At 45.6% G+C, this 13,486-nt stretch carries 8 protein-coding genes; 5 read left to right on the forward strand and 3 right to left on the reverse strand.

Features of this window, described 5'->3' with window-relative positions:
• Positions 1 to 74: 74 nt before the first annotated feature.
• Positions 75 to 1,526: a cysteine--tRNA ligase gene (gene cysS / locus B9G69_RS11795; RefSeq protein WP_088613940.1), complete on the forward strand. Its 1,452-nt coding sequence runs from the start codon at positions 75 to 77 to the stop codon at positions 1,524 to 1,526.
• 317 nt (positions 1,527 to 1,843) lie between these two features.
• On the opposite strand, the gene B9G69_RS11800 is transcribed toward cysS, so the two are convergent.
• Positions 1,844 to 3,664: an ArnT family glycosyltransferase gene (locus B9G69_RS11800; RefSeq protein WP_088613939.1), complete on the reverse strand. Its 1,821-nt coding sequence runs from the start codon at positions 3,662 to 3,664 to the stop codon at positions 1,844 to 1,846.
• A 60-nt stretch (positions 3,665 to 3,724) separates the two neighbouring features.
• Entirely contained in the window at positions 3,725 to 6,043 is a 2,319-nt protein-coding gene (locus B9G69_RS11805; protein WP_254916701.1) for a penicillin acylase family protein, read from the reverse strand.
• Positions 6,044 to 6,161: 118 nt separating this feature from the next.
• Between B9G69_RS11805 and uvrB the strand changes: the two genes are divergently transcribed.
• The 4 genes from uvrB (at position 6,162) to B9G69_RS11825 (ending at position 12,991) form a co-directional block, all read left to right on the forward strand.
• The gene (gene uvrB, locus B9G69_RS11810; protein WP_088613938.1) at positions 6,162 to 8,240 is read left to right on the forward strand and encodes an excinuclease ABC subunit UvrB; all 2,079 of its coding nucleotides are present in this window, start codon (positions 6,162 to 6,164) and stop codon (positions 8,238 to 8,240) included.
• Positions 8,227 to 10,116: an excinuclease ABC subunit UvrC gene (gene uvrC, locus B9G69_RS11815; protein ID WP_088613937.1), complete on the forward strand. Its 1,890-nt coding sequence runs from the start codon at positions 8,227 to 8,229 to the stop codon at positions 10,114 to 10,116. Before uvrB ends, uvrC begins: the two co-directional genes overlap by 14 nt.
• Before the next feature lie 7 nt (positions 10,117 to 10,123).
• Positions 10,124 to 11,689 carry a murein biosynthesis integral membrane protein MurJ gene (murJ, locus tag B9G69_RS11820; RefSeq protein WP_088613936.1) on the forward strand — a complete coding sequence of 522 codons (1,566 nt, stop codon included), beginning with the start codon at positions 10,124 to 10,126 and terminating at the stop codon, positions 11,687 to 11,689.
• Positions 11,690 to 11,776: 87 nt separating this feature from the next.
• Entirely contained in the window at positions 11,777 to 12,991 is a 1,215-nt protein-coding gene (locus B9G69_RS11825; RefSeq protein WP_088613935.1) for an MFS transporter, read from the forward strand.
• On the opposite strand, the gene B9G69_RS11830 is transcribed toward B9G69_RS11825, so the two are convergent.
• On the reverse strand, positions 12,988 to 13,479 hold the full coding sequence (locus B9G69_RS11830) for a hypothetical protein (RefSeq protein WP_088613934.1): 492 nt from the start codon (positions 13,477 to 13,479) through the stop codon (positions 12,988 to 12,990). The genes B9G69_RS11825 and B9G69_RS11830 overlap by 4 nt on opposite strands.
• Between the last annotated feature and the right edge of the window lie 7 nt (positions 13,480 to 13,486).

A 13,486-nucleotide genomic window follows, 5' to 3' on the forward strand; every position in this document is an offset into this window, starting at 1 on the left:
GTAGGGCCTTACTTGGTAAAATTAATATTGAATGAACGGCATTGCTAAGTAAGGCCGTATCTTTTGAGGAAATTATGTCATTGAAGATTTACAACTCACAATCTCGTCAGTCCGAGGAATTTGTTCCTTACGATCCTAAGCACGTGAAAATGTACGTGTGTGGTCCGACGGTTTATAACTTTCTTCATGTGGGTAATTTCCGTGGACCTGTTGTTTTCAATATGGTTCGCAATTGGTTGGAGTATCTTGGCTATAAAGTGACTTACGCTTTAAACTTTACCGATGTCGACGACAAAATCATCGCGAAGGCGAATGAAGTCGGCATGACGCCAGGGGAGTTATCTGAAAAGTATATTGCTGAATACAAGCATGACTTTGCAAGTTTGGGCCTTCGTCCTCATGATATGAATCCTAAGGTCACCGAGCACATGGAAGACATTTTGTCCATGGTCGGTACATTGATCGAGAAAAACGCCGCTTACGAAACACAAGGTGACGTGCTTTACTCGATTGAGTCCTTCAAAGACTACGGTAAACTGAGCGGTCGTCACACTGATGAATTGCTAGCAGGTGCTCGTGTTGAAGTGGACGAGAAAAAACGTTCACCGATGGATTTTGCTTTGTGGAAGGCTGCAAAGCCAGGAGAAATTTCTTGGGCTTCTCCGTGGGGGCCTGGCCGTCCGGGTTGGCACATCGAGTGTTCGGCGATGATTAAAAATATTTTTGGTGATCAGATCGACATTCACGGTGGTGGAATGGATTTGATTTTTCCGCATCACGAAAATGAAATCGCGCAATCGGAAGGCTGCACAGGGAAGCACTTTGTGAAGTACTGGATGCACAATAACATGCTAAATTTTGGCGGTCAGAAGATGTCAAAGTCTTTGGGCAACATTGTTTCGTTGCGTGAATTTGTGACGACGTACAACGCTGAAATTTATAAATGGATGATTCAGTCTGTGCACTATCGCACGATGAGTGAGTTCGGTGATGCGGCTGTGGATCGCGCGATTTCCGGTCTGGCTCGCGTATATTCGGCTCTTGCCATGGCGGAATCTTATCTGACGCCGGAAGTGACTCAAGCGGATGCTGGATTTGCGAAAATCACTGAAGACGCTTGGAAAAAAGTGGAAGCAGCGATGAATGATGACTTCGGTACACCTGAAGTTTTTGCGACCATGTTTGAAGTGGTCCGCCAGTTCAACACTCAAGTTCGCCGTGGTATGAAAGTGAACCCAGCAATTCAAGGCAAAGCTTTGGTGTTTTCTCAGTTTATCAAGAAGGTCGGCAGCATGATGGCAATGTTCCAAGAACCTGCACATGATTTCTTGGTCAAGGTTGATGATATGTTGCTGGATAAGGCGGGAATAAAACGCGCCGAAGTCGATGCTGTCGTAGCAGAGCGTTCGCAAGCTCGTGCTAATAAAGACTTTGCAAAATCGGATGAACTTCGTAACAAGCTTGTAGCTATGAATATTTCAGTTAGTGACACACCGGAAGGCTCGTTCTGGGAAGTTTCTAAATAAATAATTCAGCAGGAAAACGAGAATAGGTAACGGGAATTGAGAGAGTGCATTCACTCGTGCTTGCACTCATTCACTCACGCTCTCACGCTCTCATGTTTTCAAGTTTTCATGTTTTCATGTTTTCATGTTTTCATGTTTTCATGTTTTCATTTCATGTTTTCATGTTTTCATGTTTTCATGTTTTCATGTTTTCATGTTTTCATGTTTTCATGTTTTCAAGTTCTCAAGTTCTGCCGCCTCAATACCCACCGTATCCCCCGTGACGCATGCAGTAACCGGAACGGAGGTAGATTTGGCAATTTTGACCGCATTTACATTTAAGTGATCTCTGAAAGTGGTTTTCTCTTCATTGTAAGGGCTCTGATCGCCGCAGTGACAAGGCTCCCGCAATAGACAATTCCTAAACTGCTCCACATCAAGAACAATCCATCGAATGGAACTCTGAACCTGTTCTCTGATTTGAAAATATAAACGGTAAAGAAAATTGTTAGGGCCATCAAAGCGCAGACTTCGTTCAAATCGTTACGGCGCCGGGAATACGACAGCGCTCCGATAACAGCCAAAGGTAAAAGGCCCCATTCGAAAATTGGCGCCCAGATTTTATAAAGGAAATCAATCGGGGAGCCAGCAACCGGCCATGTGCTATTGCCATAGAAAAGATAATTGATATAGCGCAGGCTTTCCGCCATGACCCATGGGTTTTCCTTCACGCAGTCAGCCCCCGCTTTCCAGAAATACGCCTGGTCTGTGAAAGGTCGATCCCATTTTTTAAAAGTAGTTTCTTTTAAAGTCACAAACAGCGGTGACATCCAAGACGCCCCGGCCGAGTCAGCATTGTTTTTGGAAGGACATTTTCCCTCGACAAAATTCAAAGCTCCCGCAGTGGGTCCCCATTGAAATTGATTGTAGGCAAACTTTGTGAATGCCAAATGGGGCAGCATCACGATGAAACAGCCCATAGCAAGAATGCCTACTTTCTTAAAGGCAATTTTATACTGATCGCGCTCACGATATAAAAGCCATAAACTAAATGCCGGAATAAAGAATGCGTGATTTCCCTTAAAGTAAAAAGACACCATCAATAGGACGCCAACCAGAAAGTAATCTTTAAGACGTTTTGACTCTAACGCCTTCATAATCCACCACAAAGTCAGCATGATTAAAAAACTGTACGGGGACTCTGCCATATGACGAGCCGTAAAGCCGACCTGGGGCGCATCAAGGCAAACGAATAAAAGTGTCAAAAGAGCCGCGGTTTTCCCAAAATTTTTCAAAACCAAAAGATAAGCAAGCAGTGCCGTCCCCAGGGAAACAAAAATGCTAGTCCATTTTAAAAGTTCCCAATCACCCAGAATTCTTAAAACCAAAGTGTAAAGGGTGTATCCGATGGGTTGAAAGGTTTGCCCTAAGTTGAAAGAGCCACGAAGCATCTGAACTCCTCGCTGAAAATATCCTGACATGTCTGAAAACAGATACATCTCCGGAGGCATTGCAACCTGGGTGGTCCAAAATCGTAGTAAAAAACCTAATAGAAAAACAGCGATGACGGGAATCTTCCAGCGATCCTGAGGCAAGGGGAGTGTCGCGTACAGTATCCCGCAAAGGGCTAAGCAAAGAAAAAACAACCCGACAAGCAGTTGCGGAGAACTCCAGTCCTTATCTAGGTAAAATCCAAAACTTCCACCAAAAGAATCTCCACTGAGGTTCCAAGTGGTGGTTTTGCTAAATGTGTTAGCGGGAATTTTAAGCGCCATTCCGCGTTCATTATTGCAGCGAGCTTCCGGCGAAGATGGCAACGTCCAGTCTTGTCCGTTCGTGGACAGGGTGTTTAAACAACTTAAAGTCCGTAAACGTAAATCCTGAGGCATCATCCACGAGGGCAGGTAATTGGCGCGAGTCGTAAACTGCAACCAAAACAAACCACTTTCGTTGGGATTGTAATCTTTGATTACAATCGATGAAGGAGCCTTCGTATCCGTTTGTAAGTTCGGATGTACGATCTGAATGTTTTCCATCTTAGGAGTGAGTAACTGAAACCAGTTCAGACAAACGATCACGATGAACAGACTTAATAAAAACAGGCGAGTGGAGAAGAGTTTGCTCCCGGTGTTTGCTGAAAGATTTGATGAATTTCCCATGACCGAAGCTGTAGCCTCGGTCGGGATTCACGGCAAGTTACCAAGTCGACATTATCACCTTTATTGCGATGCAATTGGTGCGCTTTTCAAAACCAGTTCGTGGGTCTTATTCGCCTCAATCTCCTTGGAATCCATTAATTGTGGACGGTGAAATCCCGTTACAAAAAGTTCAACTTGGTCTTTGTAAAACGGGGATAGCATATGGCCGCTAATGCCAATGGGATTAACTCCCCAGCTGTGAGTCACATTTGCCATGTCGACCACTCGGCGAGTGGACGCACCCGCAACGACATTGAAATCACCGCCCAAGGAGCGCGCCTTGTTATTCGTGATTTCATTGTAGGCACCACCCAGCGGATAAGGACCTAAATTGAAAATGTAATTTAAAGGTTTTTCTCGGCCCAGCGGGTGAACATACTCAATGGTGTGAATGTCTCCCCATTGAGGAGGGCGGGACCATTTTGCCATTGTGTTGCGGAAAGCATGAGTAAACAACTCGTCAGGTTTGACTAATTTCCACCATGGAGAATTTTCGTTTTGCACAACTCTCTCAAAAAACATCCAAGCGTGAGGGGTTGTCAGATAGGCGGCCCGTTGATCCTCCAGAGGAGCTAGCAGCAAAAGCAGACTTTCGTTAATCCAGCTATAGTAAAGACTCGCTTCACGAGAATCCCTGTCGGAAATAAAATTCCACTTTTTAAGGCGGTCCAGGATTGGACCGTGTTTAATAAATTCGTCCGCTGTTAGTTTTAAGTGACTCAGCATTTTCGCCATTAAAACGTGGTTCGCCGCATTGAAGTTCTTCACTTGCAGACTGCGCATTTCTTCGGCGTTCCAAAGCTTTTTAGTCTCAAGAATTTCGGTGATGGTTTTCTGGCGGTCCGCACTTTGCCAGTCTCCACGAAGTTCCGATTCGATATCTGTCGGGCGAGTGTTGGCAGTCACAATGATTCCGTTTGCTGGATTTACGACATGAGGTTTTTGCTCCCAGCTTAATAATCCTTTGTATTCGTCCTTGCCGCTCGTACCGTCCAGAATCATATCGGAATTAGGATTGTGCTTAGTCGCGACATCACCAAACATCCACCAAGCGATGTTTTTTTCATCCGCATACATGACATTTAATCCTGGAGCACTTCCAGTCTTTAATGCATTTTCGAAAGTCTTCATGTCTTTGGATTCGCCCATTGTATACAGAGCTTGCAATGGATCGTTGTCGATCTTGGGATAGGCCCATTTCAGGGAAAGGTCTGCATCGACCACGTAATCCATTAAAGGCCCGTGAGGAGTTTGAATCACTTCCATCTGAACGGGGGCTTGCTTTTTAACCATGATGGTTTCGTTACGAACAGTGTAGGGTTGTTCTTTGCCGTTAAAAATCAAAGTCTTTTTTGTACGATCAATTTTTTCGGAGTAAAGATCCATGTCATCCGTCTGAGACATTGTAAATCCCCAGGCGTGATGGGGAGTGTGACCCAAGATCGCAAAAGGAACGAGCGGCAGATAGTGTCCATAGATTTCAAATTCCGGGGTGTGAATGTGCGCCTCGAACCAAACCGATGGATGATTAAAGCCAATGTGGGGGTCGTTGGCAAAAATGCTTTTGCCACTTGCAGAACGTGAAGGCCCGACGAGCCAAGAGTTGCTGCTATCGAAAACCGCTGCAAAGGAGCTGTCTGCCAACTTATAAAGGGGGCTTAAGTCGACTTGACTTGCGACGCTATAGGGAGTTTTTAACGGATCATTGCGAAGCTCTTGAAACATTTCGGGCGACAATTTTTTCGCCAGCAACGTCATCGTAGGGTCTACTCGTAAAGCGATCCCAAAGCTATAAGCGATTTGTCCGGTCATGACGTAGGAGTCGATGGGTGAAAAGGGAGCAAGCTTGGTAATCCCTAGAATCGCCAGGTCATAGGGAATCGGGCGAGTCGCGACGTATTGATTCACGCCGTCGCAAAAGGACTCCATCATTTTCCACATTTCCGGATCGAAGGTGCCGTCTTTGCGTTTTTTCTCAAGCATCTTTTCTGAGGTCTTTTTCAACCCAAGACTGCGATATAGCATGTCTGATTTTACGGCTCTTTCACCGATGACTTCTGCGAGAAGACCTTGTGTTTGGCGGCGAGCCATTTCCATTTGGAAAAGTCTTTCGCTGGCCATCACATATCCGAGTGCTTTAAACGCATCTGATTTGTTTTGAGCGAAAATGTGGGGAATCCCATAGGTGTCACGTTGCACTTTGACGTCTTTAGAAAGGTTTGTCAGAGAGATTTCGCCATCAAGCGGCGCCAATGATCGACGCATAAACGAATAGGTTCCCAAAACCACAACCAAAAGAACTGCAGCAAAAACAACGAGGGAAATTTTAAGTTTTCTCATGCCCCTCACTGTCACAAAGACCAGAGATTCATGCAAGTCTGCGAGATGTCACTGCGCAAGATAGAAATGACCAGGAGCCTCTAGCGAACTGGCTTTTATTTGTGCTACGATCAGAGGGATGGCCAAAGCTTATAAAAAGAACTTTCAATTGGTGTCTGAGTTTAAACCTTCTGGGGATCAGCCAAAAGCGATCGAGCAGATGCTGGAAAATTTTGGTGCGGGTCTGAAGCATCAAACATTACTGGGTGTCACCGGTTCCGGAAAAACATTCAGTATGGCGCACACGATTGCGCGGATGAATCAACCGGCCCTGGTGCTTGCCCCCAACAAAACATTGGCAGCGCAATTGTATGCTGAGTTCAAAGAGTTATTCCCGCACAATGCGGTTGAGTACTTTGTTTCTTATTATGATTACTATCAGCCCGAAGCCTATATTCCCTCGACCGACACTTACATTGAAAAAGACTCGGCGATTAATGAGCAAATCGATCGCATGCGCCACTCGGCCACGCGTTCTTTGTTTGATCGTCGCGACGTTATTATCGTGAGTTCGGTTTCTTGTATCTATGGTTTGGGTTCGCCTGAAGCCTACGAAGGCATGATGATTCAGGTTGTCTCGAATACCGAGATGAAACGTGATCATCTTTTGCGTGAACTCATACGTGTACAATATCAACGAAACAACGTCGACTTTTCGCGCGGCACAGTTCGGGTGCGCGGGGATAATGTCGAAATCTTCCCTCCGTACGAAGAAGAGCGCGCAATCCGCGTTGAGTTCTTTGGTGATTTCATCGAAAGACTTTCGTGGATTGATCCACTGACTGGTCAGGTACTGGAAGAGATCGATCAAATCGGTATCTATCCGGGAAGTCACTATGCAACAGGTGATGATAACTTGAAACGCGCGATCAAGACGATCCAAGATGAGTTGCGGGATCAGCTGCAGTTCCTGAATAAAAATATGAAGTTCTTAGAAGCTCAACGATTGGAGCAAAGAACTTATTACGATATCGAGATGATGGAACAAATGGGTTTTTGTCAGGGGATCGAGAACTATTCTCGGCACTTAACAGGCCGTGGACCCGGCGAACCACCTCCGACATTGCTAGAATACTTCCCGAAGGACTTTATCACGTTCATCGATGAATCACACGTGACCGTTCCTCAAATCGGGGGGATGTACCGCGGGGATCGTGCTCGTAAGTCAACTTTGGTTGAGCATGGTTTCCGTATGCCATCAGCCTTGGACAATCGCCCTTTGAACTTTCAAGAATTTGAAAAGATGATGGATAAGTGCGTGTATGTTTCGGCGACGCCGGGCACTTATGAATTGCAAAAATCCGAAGGTATTATCGTTGAACAGATCATCCGCCCAACAGGTTTGATTGATCCGATTGTGGAAGTCCGTCCCGTAAAACATCAGGTCGATGATTTACTGAAAGAAATCCGTGAGCGTATCAAATTGAAAGAACGCGTTTTGATCACGACTTTAACAAAACGCTCCGCCGAGGATTTGACCGAGTACTACGAAAATTTGGGAATCAAAATCAAATACTTGCACAGCGATATTGATACGATCGAGCGTTCAGAAATCCTGCGCGATTTGCGCTTGGGAGTGTTTGACGTTTTGGTAGGTATCAACTTATTGAGAGAAGGTCTGGATATTCCAGAGGTCAGCCTTGTCGGTATCACCGATGCCGATAAAGAGGGATTCCTTCGTTCCGAAAGATCGCTGATTCAAACAATTGGTCGAGCAGCTCGTAATATCAATGGACGGGTGATCTTGTACGGGGATGTGATGACCGAAAGTATGACCAAGGCCATCGGTGAAACCGAACGTCGTCGTCGTATTCAGCAAGAGTATAATGAAGCCCATGGCATCACTCCACAATCTATTCGTAAGAAAATTCGCGACGGATTGGGTGAAGCCTTTGACGGCTCTGTGGGTGGAGCACCATTGAAAGGTGAAAACCGTCAACAGGCCATCGTTAATAAGTACTCGCACGAACCGGATAAATTGACTCAAGAGATTGATAAGCTTCGCGATAAAATGCGCAAACTTTCTAAGAACTTGGATTTCGAGGAAGCGGCGAAAGTACGCGACGAAATCAAACGTTTGCAAATTGTTGAATTGGGCATTCGCAGTGGGGAAGTCGAAGGCGAGAGTGCCAAGGTGAATAAAGATGGCCTCGAGTAAATTTGACGAAATCCGCGATAAGGTGCGCGAATTTCCCACGCAAAGTGGTGTGTACCTGATGAAGGGGCCTGGCGATAAGATTATCTATATCGGTAAGGCCAAAGTTCTTCGTAATCGCGTGCGTAGTTATTTTACAGACAGCAAGGATCATTCTCCCAAGACTCGTTTGCTGGTTTCGAATATTTTGGATGTTGAATACATCCTTACTAAAACTGAAGTCGAAGCTTTCTTATTGGAAGCTTCACTGATTAAGAAACATCGTCCCAAGTACAACATCCGTCTGCGTGATGATAAGGCCTATCCTTACATTCGCCTCAGCTGGTCCCAGGAGTTCCCGCGATTGTATGTCGCACGTAAAGTCAAACGGGATGGGTCTCTTTATTTTGGTCCTTATACTTCGGGATTAGCAGTGCAAGGGACGATTCGTTTCTTGAACCGCACTTTTAAAATACGCGATTGTACAGATGCGATGTTCACATCACGCAAGCGTCCTTGCATGACCTATCAGATTGGTCGTTGTACGGCGCCATGTGTGGATTACATCAGTCAGCAGGATTATAAAAGTGAAGTTGAAGGGGCGAAGCTTTTCCTAAAAGGCCAGAACAAAAAGGTCATTAAAGCTTTAAAAGACAAAATGATGGGAGCAGCTGACGAAGAGAAATTCGAAGTGGCAGCACGTCTGCGTGATTCTATCGAAGCCATTAAAACTATTTTGGAAAAACAAGCTGTCATCAATGATACTTCTGAAAAGGACCAAGATGCCGTGGGCTTTTATGGCGATGAACGGGGTTGCTTGATTGAAACCGTCCACGTTCGTGGGGGCCGTGTCATTGGAACACGACCTCACTTCTTGCCACATTTTGATCCGAATGATTCTGCCGAAGATCCAAGAGAATGGATGGTGGATTTCCTGAATCAGTATTACGAAGACAATTTCATTCCCGATGATGTATTGTTGCCATTGGATATCGGCAGTGATCTGAATAAACTTATGGAGCAGGTTCTAGAGTCCCGTTCCGGAACTAAAGCGGCAGTGCGTTTTGCAACAGACGAGCGAGGTCGTTCTTTGGTTGAGATGGCTAACGAAAACGCTAAAGCGCATTTCTTAAAATATGTCTCTAAATCCGAAGAAAAACTTCGAGGTCTGCAAGAGATCAAAGAAAAATTCAATCTGCCCGAGCTTCCTCGTCGTATCGAGTGTTATGATATTTCGACCTTCCAAGGGGCTGAAACGGTCGCCTCGCAAGTGGTGTTTGAAGAGGGCGTGCCAGCCAAGGATCACTATCGTCGCTATAAAATTAGAACTGTGGAAGGTATTAATGACTTTGCCTCTATGTATGAGGTGCTGAGCCGTCGATTCAAACACACGGAATACGAAGACCCACAGTTAGTGGTCATCGACGGTGGTAAAGGGCAGTTGTCTCAAGCCATGAAAATTTTGGCGGAGATCGGTCGCAGCGACATTCCGGTGGTGGGCCTAGCAAAAGCACGGACGGAGAGCGATTTCCAAAAAGCCGAAGTGGAGTCCACAGAAGAAAGATTCTTCCTGCCGGGGCGTCAAAACCCTGTGATTTTCAAAAACAACTCCGAAGCTCACCATATTTTAGTGGGAATCCGTGATGAAGCCCATCGTTTCGCAATTACGTATCATCGTAAGCTGCGTGAGGGGACATCTCTTGAGAGCGAACTTGATTACGTTGTGGGTCTTGGCGAAAAAAGAAAGAAAACTCTTTTGACTCAGTTTAACTCTATTGATGAAATTAGGATGGCCGATCCAAGTGAGATTGCAAAGTTAAAGAGCTTTAACCGCGTTTTAGCGGAGCGAATTATTTTGCAACTGAACGAATCGGAAGAAGAAGAAGTCGAAGCAGAATAGAGTTCAAATGAAAAATCACGCGTTTTTAGTCGGGATCGCCATTTTCTTAAGCCGTATCGCGGGCCTTGTGCGCGAGCGTGTGTTTGCTCACTTTTTTGGTAACTCGGCAGCGGGCGACGCTTTCAAAGCGGCGCTAAAAATTCCAAATTTTCTACAAAACTTGTTCGGTGAAGGTGTTCTTTCCGCAAGTTTCATCCCCGTTTATGCCCAGCTCTTAGCAAAGAAACACGATGAAGAGGCCGCTAAGGTCGCCTCGGTAATCGGAAGTTTGATGTTTTTGATGACGTCCGTCTTGGTTATATCAGGTGTTTTTGCGACACCCGTTTTGATCGATTTAATTGCCCCAGGGTTTGAGGGAGAAAAGCGTGAATTGACGATTAAAATCGTTCAGATTCTATTCCCGGGAACGGGATTTCTGGTGATGTCAGCGTGGTGTCTGGGAATTTTAAATTCCCATAAAAAGTTTTTCCTTTCCTATGTGGCGCCGGTCATCTGGAATTTGACTATCATCGCGACACTGGTTGCATGGGGTTCGCGCCAGACTCAGTTTGATTTAGCGATCACCGTGGCCTGGGGGTTGGTCGCAGGAAGTTTCTTACAATTCTTTGTGCAATTGCCATCGGCTTTACGTTTGGGAAAAAAAATCTTGCCGTCATTGGATCTGAAACTATCTAGTGTCACAACCGTGATGAGTAATTTTGTACCCGTCGTGGTGTCCCGGGGCGTTGTTCAAGTCAGCGCGTACATTGATAGTATGCTTGCCAGTCTGTTGCCAACGGGAGCTGTGTCTTCATTGGCCTATGCGCAGACTCTTTATCTTTTGCCGGTCAGCCTATTCGGAATGAGTGTTTCCGCAGCAGAGCTTCCGTCAATGTCGCAAGCGGTGGGCAGTGATGAAGAAATTCGCACTTATCTGCAAGGCCGTCTGAATCGGGGTTTGCAACAAATTGCATTTTTTGTCATTCCAAGTGTCGTTGCCTTTTTACTGTTAGGGGATTTGATCGTGGGTGCCGTATTTCAAACGGGGCAGTTTGATGCAAATAGCACACAAACGGTGTGGATGGTGTTGATTGGCTCCACGGTGGGATTGCTGGCTTCGACTTTGGGGCGTTTGTATTCTTCGACGTTTTACTCGTTGAAGGACACTCGCACTCCCTTAAAGTTTGCGATCATTCGGGTGATTGCAACGACGGGATTGGGTGTTTTGTTTGCTTTCTATATTCCTAAATGGATGGGCTTAAGCCAGGATTGGGGAACCCCCGGTTTGACGGCATCAGCTGGGATTGCAGGTTGGATTGAGTTTTATATGCTCCGCAAGTCTTTGAATAAAAAGATTGGCGAAACGGGGCTGCCGATGAAATTCCAATTCAAAGTCTGGGCGATTGCCATTGTCAGTGCGGCAGTGGGGGCAGCTGCGGGACGCTTTTTGCTTCCTCAGCAGCTGCATGTAATTGTTCGCGCCGTGCTTGCCGTCGGAACATACGGAGTGTTGTATTTTGGACTCGGTTATTTCTTCCAGGTTGAACAAGCGCAGGGTTTTATCCAAAAAGTTTTGCGTCGTTTGAAACGCTAGGCTCTGTTGCGTGACAGGTCGGGGACTTGACCTGTCTTTTAAGAAGCAATTGGTGGCCTTGATTTTTCATAGTATCCTTTCACCGTCATGAATGATTCATCTCTGTGGTCTCCACTTAAAATTTCTGTCTATCGCAACTTTTGGATCTGTGCTTTTTTGTCTAATCTTGGAACTTGGGTTCAAGATGTGGCAGCAAGCTGGGTGATGACTCATCTTTCAACTTCTCCGCTCATTGTCTCTTTGCTTTCATTCACCAGTAATTTACCCGTGGTGTTTTTAAGTATTGCTGCTGGTTACTTTGCTGACCAAGGACATCGCCGTCGTATTTTATTATTTTCTGAAAGTATGATGTTCATCGCTGCCGCTTTACTGGCCTATCTGGTGTGGCAAGAAAAAATCACGGAAGGCATCTTGTTGCTTTTGTCATTAGTGATGGGCGTTGGGTTTGCGTTATCGAATCCTCCCTTCCAAAGTGTGCTGACGGATTTAGTACCTAATGAGCGCCAAGCTCAAGCTGTACTGGTTTACTACATTGGTATCAACATTACGCGAGTTTTGGGTCCCACATTCGGGGGAATCATCTTGGGAGGAGTCGGTCCCGCCGCCGCATTCTTCCTAAATAGCTTGTCGTTCCTGGGATTGATATTATTTTTCTGGAAGTGGCCTGTGAAGGAAGCTGCTCCCCAGCACGAGGAAAAAAAGGAAATCAAATTCACACAGAAAGAATTTGAATTTCTTTTTTCATTCCACAATATGAAATTATGGGTTGAGATCTTTATCGTCACCTTCTTTGCTTCCAGTCTGTGGGCTCTGTATCCGACGAGGGGTCGTTTGGAGTTAGGACTGAATAGCTGGCAGTATGGGTCCTTGTTGGGGTTCCTGGGTCTAGGCGCATGTTTCAGCACCGTTTATTCAAGCAAGATCATGCTTCCTGAAAGAACATCATTGTCGTTAGCAGGAGCTTACTTTGTCTATGCCGTGGGGTTGATGTTTATCGGAATTGCACCAAGCTACATATACATGTGCCAAGGTATGTTCTTTGCGGGTATCGGTTGGTTGATCCTAGCGACATTGATGAACATGAGTTCCAGACAGCTCACAGGCAAGTCTCATTTAAAAGCCACGATGCTTGGAGTTTTCTTAGCTGTTTTTTACGCAGGCATGGCTCTGGGTTCCGTCAGTTGGGGAGCCTTTGCTCGTATGAGTACGACCACAGCATCCCTGGTGACTTCAGCTGCTGGTTTAACAGTGATTGCTCTTTATAAGTTTTTAAGCTCGAAAAAAATCGAAAGTCAGCTCTAAAGACCTTGAGTGGCAACCTTTAAAGGCGAATCGTTGTTAGCGATTCCGGTCGGAGCACGGGTCGCTTTGCTAACGATTCCAAAGGGAATGTCACCCCACCATTTTTCAATGACAATGCCATTTTCTGTAGTGCTCATTTTACAAGTTTTGTATTTGCCAGGACTTGTTTCCAAAGTTTCAATCACGCCGCCGTGGGACTCACATTCCTTTAAAACTTGATGGTATTTTTCAGGCGTAAATAAATCTGCCGTCTCGATAGTTTCGGATGAAGACTCTTGACCCACTTTGGTGTCGATTTTTACCTTCCAGATTTTGTTGGTGGAATTAAATCCTACCACTTCTTTGGTGATATGAATTTCTGAGTTTTCCCCCTCAGCGGTTTTAAATTCTCCGGACCAAGTGACCTTGTCACCAATGCTGGGATAGGCGTGGACAAATGCAGAAGCCAAAGTCACAAATGTAAAAACAAAAGCGATACGTGCCGTCATAACGACC

The sequence above is a fragment of the Bdellovibrio sp. SKB1291214 genome (assembly GCF_002209355.2).
Lineage (GTDB): Bacteria > Bdellovibrionota > Bdellovibrionia > Bdellovibrionales > Bdellovibrionaceae > Bdellovibrio.

Coding starts and splice junctions, on each gene's coding strand:
- B9G69_RS11830 (WP_088613934.1), bottom strand. CDS start 13,479: ATGACGGCACGTATCGCTTTTGTTTTTACATTTGTGACTTTGGCTTCT.
- murJ (WP_088613936.1), top strand. CDS start 10,124: ATGAAAAATCACGCGTTTTTAGTCGGGATCGCCATTTTCTTAAGCCGT.
- cysS (WP_088613940.1), top strand. CDS start 75: ATGTCATTGAAGATTTACAACTCACAATCTCGTCAGTCCGAGGAATTT.
- B9G69_RS11825 (WP_088613935.1), top strand. CDS start 11,777: ATGAATGATTCATCTCTGTGGTCTCCACTTAAAATTTCTGTCTATCGC.
- B9G69_RS11805 (WP_254916701.1), bottom strand. CDS start 6,043: ATGAGAAAACTTAAAATTTCCCTCGTTGTTTTTGCTGCAGTTCTTTTG.
- B9G69_RS11800 (WP_088613939.1), bottom strand. CDS start 3,664: ATGGGAAATTCATCAAATCTTTCAGCAAACACCGGGAGCAAACTCTTC.
- uvrC (WP_088613937.1), top strand. CDS start 8,227: ATGGCCTCGAGTAAATTTGACGAAATCCGCGATAAGGTGCGCGAATTT.
- uvrB (WP_088613938.1), top strand. CDS start 6,162: ATGGCCAAAGCTTATAAAAAGAACTTTCAATTGGTGTCTGAGTTTAAA.